This window comes from Streptomyces tailanensis (genome assembly GCF_008386495.1).
Taxonomy (GTDB): domain Bacteria; phylum Actinomycetota; class Actinomycetes; order Streptomycetales; family Streptomycetaceae; genus Streptomyces; species Streptomyces tailanensis.
This window is the reverse complement of record NZ_VTHJ01000030.1, coordinates 73,325-88,629: the sequence shown is the minus strand read 5'-3', so window position 1 is coordinate 88,629 and position 15,305 is coordinate 73,325. Positions and strand designations below refer to the sequence as shown.

The 15,305-nt window shown below is 68.8% G+C and carries 14 protein-coding genes; 9 read left to right on the top strand and 5 right to left on the bottom strand.

All coding sequences use genetic code 11. The annotated features are described in order from the left end of the window. Window positions 1-350 precede the first annotated feature (350 nt). Both F3T56_RS24115 and F3T56_RS24105 read left to right on the top strand, forming a co-directional pair. Complete coding sequence (locus tag F3T56_RS24115) at window positions 351-1,961, top strand: IS200/IS605 family accessory protein TnpB-related protein (protein ID WP_246203795.1); 1,611 nt, start codon at window positions 351-353, stop codon at window positions 1,959-1,961. A gap of 145 nt (window positions 1,962-2,106) precedes the next feature. After that, a complete protein-coding gene (locus F3T56_RS24105; RefSeq protein WP_149827463.1) occupies window positions 2,107-2,700 on the top strand; it encodes a S1 RNA-binding domain-containing protein in 594 nt (197 codons plus the stop codon). On the opposite strand, the gene F3T56_RS24100 is transcribed toward F3T56_RS24105, so the two are convergent. From F3T56_RS24100 to F3T56_RS24085, 4 genes are all read right to left on the bottom strand, one after another. Next, on the bottom strand, window positions 2,670-4,202 hold the full coding sequence (locus tag F3T56_RS24100) for an FAD-binding oxidoreductase (RefSeq protein ID WP_172639104.1): 1,533 nt from the start codon (window positions 4,200-4,202) through the stop codon (window positions 2,670-2,672). The genes F3T56_RS24105 and F3T56_RS24100 overlap by 31 nt on opposite strands. A 201-nt stretch (window positions 4,203-4,403) precedes the next feature. Beyond that, entirely contained in the window at window positions 4,404-4,682 is a 279-nt protein-coding gene (locus F3T56_RS24095) for a DUF397 domain-containing protein (protein WP_149827461.1), read from the bottom strand. Continuing rightward, the gene (locus tag F3T56_RS24090) at window positions 4,675-4,878 is read right to left on the bottom strand and encodes a DUF397 domain-containing protein (protein ID WP_149827460.1); all 204 of its coding nucleotides are present in this window, start codon (window positions 4,876-4,878) and stop codon (window positions 4,675-4,677) included. The genes F3T56_RS24095 and F3T56_RS24090 overlap by 8 nt, the downstream gene beginning before the upstream one ends. A 9-nt stretch (window positions 4,879-4,887) precedes the next feature. Beyond that, a complete protein-coding gene (locus F3T56_RS24085) occupies window positions 4,888-5,736 on the bottom strand; it encodes a helix-turn-helix domain-containing protein (protein WP_149827459.1) in 849 nt (282 codons plus the stop codon). A gap of 239 nt (window positions 5,737-5,975) precedes the next feature. Here F3T56_RS24085 and F3T56_RS24080 point away from each other — a divergent pair, with 239 nt between their 5' ends. From F3T56_RS24080 to F3T56_RS24070, 3 genes are all read left to right on the top strand, one after another. After that, complete coding sequence (locus tag F3T56_RS24080) at window positions 5,976-6,308, top strand: ATP-binding protein (protein WP_149827458.1); 333 nt, start codon at window positions 5,976-5,978, stop codon at window positions 6,306-6,308. Between the two features lie 129 nt (window positions 6,309-6,437). Next, the gene (locus F3T56_RS24075) at window positions 6,438-7,382 is read left to right on the top strand and encodes a C40 family peptidase (protein WP_425473609.1); all 945 of its coding nucleotides are present in this window, start codon (window positions 6,438-6,440) and stop codon (window positions 7,380-7,382) included. Between the two features lie 253 nt (window positions 7,383-7,635). Beyond that, the gene (locus F3T56_RS24070) at window positions 7,636-8,361 is read left to right on the top strand and encodes a phosphatase PAP2 family protein (protein WP_149827456.1); all 726 of its coding nucleotides are present in this window, start codon (window positions 7,636-7,638) and stop codon (window positions 8,359-8,361) included. A 233-nt stretch (window positions 8,362-8,594) separates the two neighbouring features. Here F3T56_RS24070 and F3T56_RS24065 read toward each other — a convergent pair whose 3' ends face one another. Further along, window positions 8,595-10,136 carry an FAD-binding oxidoreductase gene (locus F3T56_RS24065; RefSeq protein WP_149827455.1) on the bottom strand — a complete coding sequence of 514 codons (1,542 nt, stop codon included), beginning with the start codon at window positions 10,134-10,136 and terminating at the stop codon, window positions 8,595-8,597. A gap of 914 nt (window positions 10,137-11,050) precedes the next feature. Between F3T56_RS24065 and pstS the strand changes: the two genes are divergently transcribed. From pstS to pstB, 4 genes are all read left to right on the top strand, one after another. After that, window positions 11,051-12,181 (top strand): phosphate ABC transporter substrate-binding protein PstS, encoded by a 1,131-nt coding sequence (gene pstS / locus F3T56_RS24060; RefSeq protein WP_172639102.1) that lies wholly within the window; start codon window positions 11,051-11,053, stop codon window positions 12,179-12,181. 137 nt (window positions 12,182-12,318) lie between these two features. After that, window positions 12,319-13,323, top strand: coding sequence for a phosphate ABC transporter permease subunit PstC (pstC, locus tag F3T56_RS24055; protein WP_149827453.1), 1,005 nt, complete (start codon window positions 12,319-12,321; stop codon window positions 13,321-13,323). Continuing rightward, complete coding sequence (pstA, locus tag F3T56_RS24050; RefSeq protein WP_149827452.1) at window positions 13,320-14,384, top strand: phosphate ABC transporter permease PstA; 1,065 nt, start codon at window positions 13,320-13,322, stop codon at window positions 14,382-14,384. The genes pstC and pstA overlap by 4 nt, the downstream gene beginning before the upstream one ends. Before the next feature lie 67 nt (window positions 14,385-14,451). Further along, window positions 14,452-15,228 carry a phosphate ABC transporter ATP-binding protein PstB gene (pstB, locus tag F3T56_RS24045; protein ID WP_149827451.1) on the top strand — a complete coding sequence of 259 codons (777 nt, stop codon included), beginning with the start codon at window positions 14,452-14,454 and terminating at the stop codon, window positions 15,226-15,228. The last annotated feature ends 77 nt before the right edge of the window (window positions 15,229-15,305 follow it).

Below are 15,305 nucleotides of genomic sequence, written 5' to 3'. Positions count from 1 at the left end.
AGCTGGTTACCAGGGCATGTGGGAGGTACTCGGTGTCGATAGGGGTAGCCAGCCCTCCTTGCGGTAGGCGAGGGCGGTCAGGGTGAGGGGGAGGAGGGTGTCGGGGCGGGCGGGCGGTCGGGGCGGTGAGGGTGCTGTAGCGGTAGTGAACAGGTGGCGTTCGAAGGCGCTGAGCGTGTTCTGACGTACGTGAGTGAGCCTCTTCAGGGTGTGGCAGGCACACTCGCCAGTCGGGAACGTGAGTTCTTGTGTCGAATGCGTGACCTTCTCCGGTGGTGGTCGTTGGGTGTGCTGACGGATTTCTTCGACACCGGGCTGGGGGCGACGGGGTGGGTGGTGGGCTGCGGGAGGTGGCGGCGCCGTTCGTTGTGTCCGGCCCGTCGGGGGTGGCGATCCGTACGCGGCTCAAGAGCCTGAGCGCCGGGGACGAGACGGTGCTGTGCCTGGTCGGCGACCTGCTGGGTTCGCTCGCCTCCCGTGATCTGAAGGCGCGGTGCGCGGCCGGGCTGGACCACGACAGCGAGCAGTGGGCCGAGCGCAAGCGCGTCCTGACCGAGGAGTCCTCCTCCCGCTGGGCCGGGTCGGTCACCAAGGCCACGCACGACCAGTGGGCACTCGCCCGGCGCGGCCAGCTCGCGCACATCCAGAGCCTGGAAGCCGGGATCCAGACGATCACGCACCGGCTGTCCCTGCCCGTGGGCGCGAAGGGCACCAAGCATGTTCCGGGCGGCTACCGCAGCAAGCAGGAGTGGCACGCCAAGTCCCGCCGCCTGCACCTGCTCACCGACCGGCTTCGGACGGCGCGGAGCGACCGTGACGCCGGCGTCGTGCACGTGGTACGCGGCGGCAAGCGGCTGCTCAACACCCGGCACAACCTGAAGGAAGCACAGCTCACCGAGCCGGAATGGCGCAAGCGGTGGCAGGCCGGGCGCCGTTTCCTGAAAGCCGACGGCGAGTCCGGGAAGCGGTACGGCAACGAGACCATCCGCGTCACCGACGACGGCGAAGTCTCCCTCAAGCTGCCCGCGCCGCTGACGCACCTGGCGAACGCTCCGCACGGCCGCTACGTCCTCGCCGCCCGCGTGAGCTTCGTGCACCGGGGCGAGCAGTGGACCGACCGCGTCACCGCCAACCGGGCCGTCGCCTACCACATCCACGAAGACGTAGAACGGGGCCGCTGGTACCTGACCGCGTCCTGGACGACCCCACCAGTGAAGACCCTGCCGCTGGAGGCGGCCCGCGCGAGCGGGCTGATCGGCGTCGACACCAACGCCGACCACCTCGCCGCCTGGCGCCTCGACCAACACGGCAACCCCACCGGCGAACCACTTCGGTTCGGCTACGACCTGTCCGGCACCGCCGACCACCGCGACGCACAGGTCAGGCACGCGCTGATCCGCCTGCTGCACTGGGCGATGCGCCACGGCCTGGCGATCGCCATCGAGGACCTCGACTTCACCGCCGAGACCACCCGGGAGAAACACGGCCGCCGCAAGCGGTTCCGCAAACTCATCTCCGGCATGCCCGTATCCAGGCTGCGGGCCCGGCTCGTGTCGATGGCGGCCGAACTCGGCATCCCCGTCATCGCCGTCGACCCCGCCTACACCAGCCGCTGGGGCGCCCAGCACTGGCAAAAACCCCTCACCACCACAACCAGGAAGACAACCCGCCACGACGCAGCCGCCGTGGCGATCGGCAGGCGCGCCCTGGGGCACCCGATCCGGCGACGGACGACACCGCCCCGCACCCACCAGAGCGATGGGCGCGGGCATCGGACCGTCCAGGCCCGACCGGGCACCCCGGGGCGTGAGGGAAACCGCCCCCGCATCCCCGGACCACGGACACGATCCGTGCACGCCGGACGCGGCGAGAACGCGGTCGACCAGAACGCCCAACACCGTTCGGGGCGTTCGGCTGAGCGTGAGTACTGGCAACAGGACTCACTCCCGCTCAGTTCTTAGGAACGGTAGCTGTGCGGGTTCGCCGTAGGGTTGGGGGCGTTTTCGGGCTGCGGGTTCGGTGTGGCTGGTCGCGCCCACGCGGCGGAGCCGCACATCGACACAGCCCCGCGCCCCTTTTGGGCCTTCGGCCCAATCGGCGGCGCGGATGAGGTTTTCCGCCACCACGCATCCGGAACTCTGGGCCTTCCTGAAGGGGCTTCGGCTCGGTGACGTGTTGGCCGGGACGGTCGCGTCGATCGAGAGATTCGGGGTGTTCGTGGCGCTGGACGACGGGCCCGGCCATCCGGTCTTTCCCGGCGTCGGGTTCATCACCATTCCCGAGCTCTCCTGGCGGCACTTCGAGAATCCCTCGGACGTCGTACGGGTCGGGCAGCGGGTGACCTGTGAGTTCCTGCAGTTCGACACCTGGAACGGCGAGGCCCGGCTGTCGCTGCGCGCGATGCAGCCGGACCCCTTGCGGGCGTTCGCCGACGGGACCGAGGTGGGGCGGGTCCTGCGGGGGCGGGTGACCAAGTTGGTCCCGTTCGGGGTCTTCGTCGAGGTGGCCGACGGGATTGAGGGGCTCGTTCACCTGAGCGAGCTCACGGTGGAGCCCCTGGAGACGCCCGACGGTGTCGTCGAGGTCGGGGACGAGATGACGGTCGTGGTCCTGGAGGTCGACCTGGCGCGGCGGAGGGTGTCCCTCTCGCGCATACGGGCGGCCGAGGGTCAGCCGGACGTGCCTACCGCCTGCGGGTAGTCGAAGACTCGGTGCGGGTCGTAGTGCTCCTTGATGGTGGCGAGGCGGTCGTGGTTGTCGCCGTAGTACGCCGTCTGCCAGTGCCGTAGATCGGGGTCGGGGAAGTTCACGTACGCGGCCGAGGTGCCCAGTTGGTGGCGGAGGGCGTGGTGGATGACGGCCGTCTGGTGGATCAGGTCCCGGACCTCGGCGTCCGGGGTGCCCGGCTTCCAGGCGGTGCCGATGTCGATGACCCAGGTGGCCGCCCGGTGCGGAAACGCGGTGTCGTCGGGCGCGGGGTCGTTGCTTCGTGCGCCCATGGCGAAGAGGGTGACGTAGCCGGAGCCTCCGCCGGGGCCGGGGCGCCAGTCGTGCACGGCATCGATGATGTACTGGACGGTGCTCGGCGGCAGCCACACCGTGGGGACCAGGGACTTCGACGCCATGGCCGTCGCGGGGTCCCGGTCCATGAGACGGTCCTGGGCCTCCCAGAACGGCAACTCCTCGACGACCTTGCGCGTGGGCTTCAGCCCCAGCACGCGGCCCAGCAGCTTCCGCAAATGCCGCTCGCCGCCGAGCCGCTGCCCGAGGACGGTCATGACGGCGGCGTCCTTCGGGGTCGTACCGGGGTGGGAGAAACCGACCCGGACGTCGAAGTCGCCGGCGTGGTCGTGCGCGAGGAGATCCTGCAGCGCCTCCGTCACGGCGAGCGCACGCTCCAGCGGGAACGTCAGGTCGAAGACCGTGGCCCGCAGCCCGGCCACCGGTACGGAGTCGTAGACGAAGCCCGTGTTGATGCCGAAGTTGCCGCCGGCGCCGCCCCGGCATGCCCAGAACAGGTCGGTGTTCTCGCGTGCGTCGGCCCGTACGAGGCTGCCGTCCGCCAGCACCACGTCGGTGGACAGCAGCCGGTCACAGCTCAGACCCCACTTGCGGTCGTTGAAGCCGAGCCCGCCGCCCAGGGTGAGCCCCGCGACGCCCACGCCCGGGCAACGGCCGCCCGGGAAGTAGAGGTTGGCTGCCCTGGCCTCGTACACGTCCGAGTTGGTGGCGCCGCCGCCGACCGTCAGCCGCCGCTCGCCGGATACGGTCACCGCGCGCATCCGGCGCAGATGGATCAGCAGGCCTCGGGTCGTGGAGTGCCCGGCGTAGTTGTGCCCACCCGAGCGCGGGGCGAGTGGTACGCCGTGGTCCACGGCCCAGCGGACCGCCGTCTGTACGTCGCGGGGGGTGGCGCAGGCGACGATCCCGGCGGGCTCGATGTGGGCGTAGCGGAGGTTGTCGGGCGGGGCCAGTCGTCCGTACTCGCCGTTCTCGGGCCCGGGCTCGGGCCGGTAGAGCCCGGCGCCCGGCCCGAGACGGCGTCGCAGCTCACGCCAGGCAGCCGCGTCGGGGGTGTTGCCGGTGGTGGTGGGGGTGGCGAGCTGTGGGCGGGCCGCGGCGGGGCCGACGAGCAGCGCCTCGGCGAGGCCGGCCGCCGTCAGTCCGCCGCCGAGGCGGAGTACGTCGCGTCGGGTGGTCACTTTCCGGGGCCTTTCGATGGGCGATGGCGATATGGCAGGCGAAGCCTCGCCAATACTGCCCGTGACCATCCGTTACTTAGCGCGAGAAACGCCAGGGCTTGGCCGGCTATTGGCAGATTCGTCTCGGGACACGCCGCGCTTATGGCGCGTCGGGTGAGACAAATCTGCCAATCGCTGCTGCGGCCTCCGGCGCTGTGCGGGCTACTCCTCCGCCGGCTTCGCCGTCGGCTCGAATCCTTCGACGCCCTCCACGAAGTGGTCGAACTCGCCTGCCTGTACGCCCAGCACGAAGGCGTCCCACTTGCGGCGGTTGGTCGTCACGACGTTCTCCGGGTCGCTCGTCTCGCGGATGTAGACGGGGGCTTCCGGGTCGTCTTCCCCGTTCCCTTCACCGAATGCCAACTCGATCCAGGGGCCGGGGCCGGTCGCGTCCTCGGGGGCGGCGCGGATCCATTCGAGGTCGGTGGGGATGTCAGACACGGGCGGTTTCCTTGTCGAGGTCGAGGTCGAGTTTGAGGGCGTGGAGGAGGGCGCGGAAGGACGAGGGGGCGGCGTTGAGGGTGGCTTCGGTGGGGTCGGCGGATTCGGTCAGGTGGATGGTGGCGGGGCCTGTGGATATGTGGACGCAGGCTTCGCCTTCACTGCAATGGGACGACTTCTGCCAGGGCGGGTTCATGGGGTTCCCTCACAGCTCTCGCATCACGTTGTGGATAAGGTCCCGGGTCTTGTCCGCGCTGAGTGCGATGGCCTCGATGCGGTCGAAAAGCGTCCGGTACTTGTGCAACTGTGCCTCGGCGTCGAGGAACTTGGCACCGTGGGATTGGTCGAGTTGGACCGTGTCCAGTGCCGGTACCGCGCCGTGCAGGTAGTAGATCGACTGCCCCGAACCCGGATAGGCGCCGACGTCGAAGGTGATGGCTCGCAGGGTGACGTGGCTGCGTTCGCTCATGTCGAGCAGGTGCTTCAGCTGCTGCCGGGCGATCGTGGCGCCGCCGACCTTCATGCGGAGGGCTGCCTCGTGGACGATCGCCTCGTACGGCGTCGGGGTGTCCTCGCGGAAGAGGACTGCCTGCCGCTTGATGCGGAACGACAGGCGATGCTCGATGTCGGGCGGGGCGAGTTCGGTTACCGCCTGGCGGAAGATCTCAAGAGCGTGCTCACGGGTCTGGAGCAGGCCCGGGATGCGGGCTGTGGTGGTGCTGCGCAACGAGCGGGCGTGGTGCTCTGCTTCGGCTAGGTCGAGCAGCGGACCGGAGAGCAGCTCGCGGTACTCCTCCCACCAGCCCCGCTTGCGGTCCGACGGCAGGGATGCGAGGGCCTCGACCAAGGCCTTGTCTGTACAGGCGTAGTGGGCGGCGATTGCGTGCAACCGCTCGGAGCTGACCCCTACGCGTCCGGCCTCCATGTTGCTGACCTGGGTCTGCCTGATGCCGAGGAGTTGACCGGCTTCCGTGACGCTCAGGCCCGCGCGCTCACGGAGTTTGCGCAGCTCTGTGCCGAAGCGGAGTTGTCTCCCTGTTGGATTGGCCCTCATGGGAGTGCCCGCCTCCTTGCTGTGCTCGTCACCCACATGGGTGGCAATGAACGTGATTCCTGGAAGCTGGTGAACAAGTTCACCGAAGTGTCGCTACCTTAGAGGCGGAAGGAGTACTCATCCAACTCCCCTCAGTAACCGGAGACTTCCATGGCCACCGTATCCCCGTCCCTCAACTACACCCTTCGTCTTCCCCGCGACCCCCGCTCCCCCGGCGTCGGTCGTGCCACCCTCCGGGCGTGCTTGGGGCCCACGACCTCGCCCACCACATCCCCCTCGCCGAGTTGATGGCAACCGAGTTGCTGACCAACGCTCATCAGCACACGCGGGACGAGTACGCGATGCGGGTCGTCGAAGTGGGCGGGCGGTTGCGGGTCGCCGTGTGGGATCGGGACTGGCGGGTGCCGGCCGGGTTCAAGAGGGACGTACCCGCTGCGGTGGACGCCGAGTGTGGGCGAGGGCTGCAGCTTGTGCGGGCCTGTGCCGAGGACCTAGGGGTGTCGGTGTTGCGGGATCTCGGGGTGTCGGTCGGCGGGAAGTTGCTGTGGGTCGACTGCGGGCCCGTCGAGTGATCATTCCGTGGTGGGGCCGTCCGCTCTACACTGACTGGCGGCGGACTGCTGGGCGGTGAGGGGCGGTTGACGGTGCGTAAGGCGTGGATCGCGGCCAGCGCCGTAGTCGGTGCCGGGCTCAGCTTCGTGATGCTGCTTGTCGTCGGCGTGTACATGGTCGCCGGGAATCTTGCCAACGGGGTCGCGGGGAAGTCCGTGGGGCTGGCCAAGGGGGCCGTGCCCGCCGCGTACCAGGCACTCGTACAGAAGTGGGGCAATCTGTGCGACGCGATCAATCCCGCGTTGCTGGCCGCGCAGCTGTACCAGGAGAGCGGGTTCAATCCGCAGGCGCAGAGTCACGCCGCCGCGCAGGGGATCGCTCAGTTCATCCCGGGGACCTGGGCCACGCACGGGATGGACGGTGATGGTGACGGGGACCGGGACGTCTGGGACCCGAATGACGCGATTCCATCGGCCGCTTCGTACGACTGCAAGCTCGCGTCGTACGTGAAGGACGTACCCGGTGATCCGACCGCGAACATGCTCGCTTCCTACAACGCGGGCGCGTACGCCGTGATCAAGTACGGGGGCGTTCCGCCGTACAAGGAGACCCAGAACTACGTCAAGACGATCACGACTCTGCAGGAGAGTTTCGCGGCGCCGACGACTCGGGTCGATCCGAGCGAGCAGGCGGCCGGGGCCATCGCGTACGCGCAGAAGAAGCTCGGGACGCTCTATCTGTGGGGCGGCAATGGGACCCCTGAGCAGGGCGGACGCTTCGACTGCTCGGGGCTGACGAAGGCCGCGTACGAGAGTGTGGGGATCACGCTGCCGCGCGTCGCGAACGATCAGTACAACGCCGGGCCGCATCCGTCGAGGGATGAGTTGCTGCCGGGGGATCTCGTGTTCTTCTCCGACGACCTCACCAACTCCCGCGCCATTCGGCACGTCGGGATTTATGTGGGAGGCGGATACATGATTGACGCCCCGCGGACCGGTGCGGTTATCCGGTTTGATCCGATTGATACACCTGACTACTTTGGCGCCACTCGGGTCACCGAAGATGGCGCGAAAGCGCTGCCCACGACGGTCTGACGGGGCCGTGATTCTCCGTGAACCCCTGCCCTGAGCTGCGACGATGGGTCTCTCTTCGATAACGTCTGAGTGATCATTCAGTGGAGGGTGGAACGCATTGAAGGGGAGTGTGCGTTCCTGATTGATGTAGGCCGACGTAGCGCGTTGACGCACGCGCATACGCGGAAGCACTACGTAACACCACGGGGGTGGCAAAAGCGCGGCGCACGTACGGGTGCGATCGCGGGAACGATGACGAAAGGGCCGCAGCACGATGGCTGGACTCGCCGCGCATGCCGCACTTGCCGCTGAATCCTCCGGATCGAACCCCGACGTCGAGCTGCTGTACGACATCAATGGTCTGGCCAAGGACGCGCCGACGTGGCTCGACCGGGTCATGGAGTTCGTGGGTGAGTACGGGCTTCTGTTCGCCATGGTGCTGCTGATCGTGTGGTGCTGGTGGGGCGTGCGGAAGCGAGGTGGCGAGGATGCCGCCTCGTCCGTGGCCGCGCTGGTGTGGGCGCCGCTGGCCGCCGGGATCGCCGTGCTCGTCAATGTGCCCATACGCGGGTTCGTCGAGCGGCCTCGGCCCTTCCTCGATCATGAAGGGCTGGAGGTGCTCGTCTCCGGGAAGACCGACTACTCGTTCGTGAGTGATCACGCGACCCTGATCATGGCGATGGCGGTGGGGCTGTTCGTCGCCAACCGGAAGTTCGGGCTTGTCGGGCTTGTCATCGGGCTGCTCGGGGGGTTCATCCGGGTCTACATGGGCGTGCACTATCCCACGGACGTGATCGGCGGGTTCGCGCTGGGGACGGCTGTGGCGTTGTTGCTGTCGCCGCTTGCGATGGCGTTGCTGACGCCGGTGATGAAGGCGGTTGAGCGGTCGCCTCGGGTGGGGTGGGTCGTGTCCGCTCGGGGGCGGGACGGGCAGCGGGCCGTGATTCCGGGGGCGCGGGTTGAGGCGGCCTCGGCGGAGGAGCGGGATCTGGCGGCGTAGGGTCCGCCCGGGATTTTTTCGCCCCCGCCGCCCCTACCCGTCCCTCCCTCACTCTCGGCTCCGCTCGAGCGGGGGGACCCCCATCCAGGGGCTGTGCCCCTTCGGCCCCCCGGTGCCTTCTAGCTCGGGGGGGGGGGGGGTGCGTGGCGGGTGCGGGTTTGGTGTGGTTGATCGCGCAGTTCCCCGCGCCCCTTTTGGGCCTGCGGCCCATCAAAGGCGCTACAGGGCCTGTCTCACAGCGCTTGCGGGAACGTGAAGAAGCGGTTCGGGTCGTACTTCTTCTTCAGGGTGGTGAGGCGGGGGGCCGCGTCGCCGTAGTACGCCTTGCGCCAGTTCCTGAGGGTGGGGTCGGTGTAGTTCTGGTAGGCGGCGCCGGAGGCGTGGCGGGTCATGGAGTTGTGGGCCGTGTTCAGCCAGGACTGGGCTGTTTTGCCGGAGGTGCCGCGCTTCCAGGACGTGAGGTACTGGGCGAGCATGCGGGAGCGGCGGTGGACGAAGGCCGTGGCTGTGGGGGAGACGCGGTTGACCTGGCCGCCGAGGGCGGTGAGTTGGATGCTGCCCGCTCCGCCTCGTACGCCGGTGATCTGGGTCAGGAGGGTCTGGATGCCCGCCGAGGAGAGCGAGCGGTCGAAGAAGTCGGAGCGGGCGGCGTAGGTCTCGCGGCCCAGGGCGCCCTTGGGGTTGCGGCCGGGGGGCGAGCCGGGGAGGTGGCACTTCGCGTCGTCGGTGAAGGAGGAGCAGCCGGCGTACATCTCCATGGCTGACTCGTACGAGCGGCGCTTGAGGGATGCGGTGCGGGCGGGGGTGCCTACGCGGTCGGCCAGGCGGTCCAGGGCGTTTTCCAGTTCGCCGTAGGTGCCCAGGGAGAAGGCGGCGACCGAGACCGACGGGGTGCCGCCGTTCTGTATGTGGCAGGACGACCAGATCTCGTCGGGCTGTGTCGGGCCCCACTCCTGCCAGGCCTTCAGTACGGCGGCGGCCTTCGACCACGGCCACGTGAGGTACGCGGTGACGCCCTGGGGGGCCGGGTGCGTCTTGAAGCGGAGTTCGGTGACCACGCCGAAGTTGCCGTTGCCGGCGCCTCGTAGGGCCCAGAAGAGGTCCTTGTTGGTCGTCGCGTTGGCGGTGAGCTGCTTTCCGTCCGCCGTGATCAGGGTCGCCTGGGTGAGGCTGTCGCAGGTCAGGCCGTACGCGCGGGATGTCACGCCGTGGCCGCCGCCGAGGGTCAGGCCGGAGACGCCGACGGTGGGGCAGGAGCCGGCGGGGATCGTCACGCCCTTCGCGGCCAGGGCGCGGTAGACGTCGATGAGCTTCGCGCCGGCGCCGACCACCGCCTCGTTCGCGGACGCGCGGACCTTGTTCAGCTTCGAGACGTCGATGACCAGGCGGCCGTTGCCGGAGGACCAGCCCGCGTAGGAGTGGCCGCCGTTGCGGATCGACACCTTGATGTCGTGGGCCCTGGCGTAGGCGAGGGTCGTACGGATGTCGTCGGGGTGGGCGACGTACGCGACGGCCGTGGGCTTCAGGTCGTCGAAGCGGGTGTTGTAGAGCAGGCGGGCCGTCGACCAGGACTTGTCGCCGGGGCGGATGAGCGGGCCGTCGAGGTCGCGGGCGAGGGCGGACCAGTTGGCGACCGTGGCCTTCGTGCCGGCGTCAGTGGTGGTCGTGCGCAGGGAGGAGTCCGTGGCGGGGGCGGTGCCGCCGCCTGTGCAGGCGGCCGTCGCCGCGGTCGCCAGTGCGGCCGCGCCGCCGCCGATGAACGTACGCCGTTCCATGTGCGCCTCCCGGAGCGCCGCGAGCTTTGTGTCGTGGAACGAGACGGGGTTGGCGGGGTGGAGGTTCCACGGCGGAGAGGGGGCTTGTGGGGTCCGTGGCCGGTGGCGCTGCGGTGGGTGGGTTGCCCGCCGGCCGGTGGGGGGCCAGTCGCCCTTCGGGCTCGTCCTCAAACGCCGGACGGGCTGGATTGTCGCCGGGCTGGGCCGAGATGTGGCCGGCTGGGCCGAGAGGTGGCCGGCTGGGCCGAGAGGTGGCCGGCTGGGCCGAGAGGTGGCCGGCTGGGCCGAGCCGAGATGTGGCCGGCTGGGCCGAGAGGTGGCCGGCTGGGCCGAGAGGTGGCCGGCTGGGCCGAGAGGTGGCCGAGCGGGCTGGGACGCCGCGGGGCCGGACTGGCCCAGGCGCGTGGGGTCCGACGGGGTGTGGCGCGTGGGAGTGGTCGCGGTGGGGCGGCGGATGCGTCGTGCGTGCTGGGCGCGAGGTGGGAGTAGAGCGGGCTTGACCTGGGGATGCATACCGTTTGTAGTTGCTTGTGTGCGGAGAGTGATGAGTGGCGAGGTGGGGGAGATGGGCTCAGTGGCGGCAATGGCCGGGATCGGTATCTCAGTCGGGATTCCGTCGGGAGCGGCCGGTGGCGTTGGAATGCTCACGTGTTCTCCCCGTGAGCATTCCGTGACCTCACCGCACTGTCGGCAGGGGTTCACCCCCCGTTCATTTTTGTCCATCGGCGGCTTCACCTGATCTGCCTAATTTCGGCCCTACCCGGTGCGGTGTGGGGCCCTGAATGCGGGCGCTCACGCCGTGACGACAGCAGCCTGAAGGTCGTAGGGGTGGGAGCACCACTGCTTCGCAGGCTGATACGACGAACTTCGCACGCCGCCATGTGGACGGCGGCTCCTGGAAGGAAATCCCGAAAGTGAAGCTTCAGCGCAAGAACCGGCTGCGCGCCCTTTCTCTCGGTGCTGTCGCCGTCACCGGCGCCCTGACCCTGACGGCGTGTGGCTCCGACGACACCGGCGGCAGCGGTGGCGCGGGCGACAGCACGGCAGCGGCGGACAGCAACATCGACTGCGGCGACGCCAAGGGTCAGCTGCTGGCCGACGGCTCCTCGGCGCAGAAGAACGCGATCGACGCGTGGGTCAAGCAGTACTCGGCGGCCTGCAAGGACGTCGTGATCAACTACAAGGGCAGCGGCTCGGGCGCCGGTATCACCGCGTTCACGCAGGGCCAGGTCGCCTTCGCCGGTTCCGACTCGGCGCTGAAGCCCGAAGAGGTCACGGCCTCCAAGGAGATCTGCACCGGCGGTCAGGGCATCGACCTGCCGATGGTCGGCGGCCCGATCGCGGTCGGCTACAACGTCCCGGGTGTCGACAACCTGGTCCTGGATGCCAAGACCCTCGCCCTGATCTTCGACAGCAAGATCAGCAACTGGAACGACAAGGCCATCGCGGCGCTGAACCCCGAGGCGACGCTGCCCGACCTCAAGATCCAGGCCTTCCACCGCTCGGACGAGTCCGGCACCACGGACAACTTCACCAAGTACCTGATCGCCGCCGCGCCCGACCAGTGGAAGTACGAGGGTGGCAAGGCGTGGGAGGCCAAGGGCGGCCAGTCCGCGCAGGGCTCCTCCGGTGTCGCCCAGGGCGTGAAGGGGACCGAGGGCGCGATCTCCTACATGGAGCTCTCGTACGCCAAGGACGGCATGAGCACGGTCTCCATCAAGACCGACGCCGCCGAGCCGGCCAAGGCGACCATCGAGAACGCCACCAAGGCCATCGGTGAGGCCAAGATCGTCGGCACCGGCAAGGACCTGGCGCTGGAGGTGAACTACCAGCCGAAGACGGACGGCGCCTACCCGATCACCCTGGTCACCTACGAGATCGTCTGTGACAAGGGCAACAAGGCGGACACCCTGCCCGCCACCAAGTCCTTCCTCACCTACATCGCGTCCGAGGACGGCCAGGCGCTGCTCGCCGACGCCGGCTACGCCCCGATGCCCGAGGAGATCATCACCAAGGTCCGCACGACCATCTCGGAACTGAGCTGACCTGAGTGCGGCCCAGCCCCCGCGGGGCTGGGCCGCACCGTCCGGTGCACCGCCGCCAGGAGCCTCCCCCCACCCGCGGGCGGCTCCGCCCCGAGCCGCCGCCCGCACGACGACGGCTCCGCAGACCGGAGACCCTGATGGACATATCTACGACAAAAGACACCGCAGCTCCCCCCACACCCCAGCCTTCCGCCGACCAGAAGCGTGCCGAGCGCGGCACGACCCGGCCCGGCGACCGCATCTTCCTCGGCCTGAGCCGCGGATCCGGCATCTTCCTGCTGGCGCTCATGGCGGCCATCGCCGTGTTCCTCAGCTACCGTGCCGCGCTCGCGATCAGCAAGGACGAGGCCAACTTCTTCACCACCTTCGAGTGGAACCCCACCGCGGTCCCGCCGGAGTTCGGCATCGCGGTCCTGGCCTTCGGCACGATCGTCTCGTCGATCATCGCCATGGCCATCGCGGTCCCGGTCGCGGTCGGTATCGCCCTCTTCATCACGCACTACGCCCCGCGCAAGCTGGGCGGCCCCATCGCGTACGTGATCGACCTGCTCGCCGCCGTGCCGTCCATCGTGTACGGCCTCTGGGGCGCCCTGGTCCTCGTACCGCAGCTCGACGGCCTCTACGGCTGGCTGAACGACTACCTCGGCTGGACCGGCATCCTCGAATGGCAGGGCGGCGCCCCCCGTTCGATGCTCACCGTCGGCATCCTGCTCGCGATCATGATCCTGCCGATCATCACCAACGTGAGCCGCGAGGTCTTCCGCCAGGTCCCGCAGATGCAGGAGGAGGCCGCCCTGGCCCTCGGCGCCACGCGGTGGGAGGTCATCAAGATGGCCGTCCTGCCCTTCGGGCGTTCCGGTGTCATCTCCGCCTCGATGCTCGGCCTCGGCCGCGCGCTCGGCGAGACGATGGCCGTGGCCATGGTCCTGTCCCCCAGCTTCGAGATCAACGCCAGCCTGCTCGACCCGGGCGGCGGTACGTTCGCGCAGAACATCGCCAGCAAGTTCAGCGAGGCCACCGAGATGGGCCGTGACGCGCTCATCGCCTCCGGTCTGGTCCTGTTCGTGATCACCCTGCTGGTCAACGGCGCGGCGCGCCTGATCATCGCCCGCCGCAAGGAGTTCTCGGGGGCCAACGCATGAGCAACGCAACCCTCTCCGACAAGCGTCCGAGCTCCCTGCGGGCCGCGCATCTGCCCAAGTGGTTCTCGTGGGCGGTCGCCGCGGGCTCCATCGCCCTGGGTCTGGGCATCAGCACCGTGGCCGGCCTGGAGAGCTCCATCCAGTGGGCCCTGATCGCCGGAGTCCTCTTCGTCCTCGCGACGTTCGTCATCACGTCGAGTGTCGAGGGCCGCCGGCAGGCCAAGGACCGGGTGGCGACCAGCCTCGTCTGGGTCTCCTTCCTCCTCGCCGTCATCCCGCTGGCCTCCCTCGTGTACGAGACCGTCAAGCGCGGTGTGAAGGTCCTCGACGGCTACTTCCTCAGCCACTCGATGGGCGTCGTCGCCACCTCCGAGTCCGGCGGCGGCATCTACCACGCCATCCTCGGCACCCTGGAGCAGGTCGGCCTCGCCGCCCTGATCTCCGTGCCGGTCGGTGTGCTGACCGCGATCTACCTGGTCGAGTACGGCCGTGGCAAGCTCGCCAAGGCCGTCACCTTCTTCGTCGACGTCATGACGGGTATCCCGTCGATCGTCGCGGGCCTCTTCATCCTCAGTACCTGGATCCTGATCCTGGGCATGGGCCCCTCCGGTTTCGCCGGCGCGATGGCGCTGACCATCCTGATGCTGCCGGTCGTCGTCCGCTCCACCGAGGAGATGCTCAAGCTCGTCCCGAACGAGCTGCGCGAGGCCTCGCTGGCGCTGGGCGTGCCGAAGTGGCGCACCATCCTCAAGGTCGTGCTGCCGACCGCCATCGGCGGTATCACCACGGGTGTGATGCTGGCGGTCGCCCGTATCGCCGGTGAGACCGCTCCGGTCCTGCTGCTGGTGTGGGGTTCGAACTTCATCAACGCGAACCCCTTCTCCGACCCGCAGGCGTCGCTGCCGATGTACATCTATCTGCAGTTCCAGCAGAGTGGCGGTTACGGTGCGGCGTACGACCGTGCTTGGGCGGCGTCGCTGACGCTGATCGCCTTCATCATGATCCTGAACCTGGCGGCCCGCGGCATCGCCCGCTGGAAGGCGCCGAAGTCCGGTCGCTGACGCGGCCATACAGCGACCAGATTCCCCCGCGACCCCCGCGGCTCCCGCGAAAGAAGCAGTGATTCCTATGGCCAAGCGAATTGACGTCAGCGGCCTCAACGCCTACTACGGTTCCTTCCTGGCCGTCGAGGACATCTCGATGACCATCCAGCCGCGTACCGTGACCGCCTTCATCGGCCCCTCCGGCTGCGGCAAGTCCACGTTCCTGCGCACCCTCAACCGTATGCACGAGGTCACGCCGGGCGGCCGCGTCGAGGGCAAGGTCATGCTCGACGACGAGAACCTGTACGGCGCCGGGATCGACCCGGTGTCCGTGCGGCGTGAGGTCGGCATGGTCTTCCAGCGTCCGAACCCGTTCCCCACGATGTCGATCTACGACAACGTGGCGGCCGGTCTGAAGCTGGTCGGCAACAAGAAGAAGTCCGAGCTGGACGACATCGTCGAGAAGTCCCTCAAGGGCGCGAACCTCTGGAACGAGGTCAAGGACCGGCTCAACAAGCCGGGGTCCGGGCTCTCCGGTGGTCAGCAGCAGCGGCTGTGCATCGCGCGGGCGATCGCGGTCGAGCCGAAGGTGCTGCTCATGGACGAGCCGTGCTCGGCGCTGGACCCGATCTCCACGCTCGCCATCGAGGACCTCATCGGTGAGCTGAAGGAGCGGTTCACGATCGTGATCGTGACGCACAACATGCAGCAGGCTGCGCGTGTGTCGGACCGGACGGCGTTCTTCAACCTCGCGGCGGTCGGGCAGCCCGGGAAGCTCATCGAGATCGACGACACGGAGCGGATCTTCTCCAACCCGTCGGTTCAGGCCACGGAGGACTACATCTCCGGGCGCTTCGGCTGAGCCGACGCCTCTCAGGACACCTCGCGGTGCTGCATGGCGGTGCCACCGCGAGGCTGAAGAAGGGCCCGCCCTCCGGC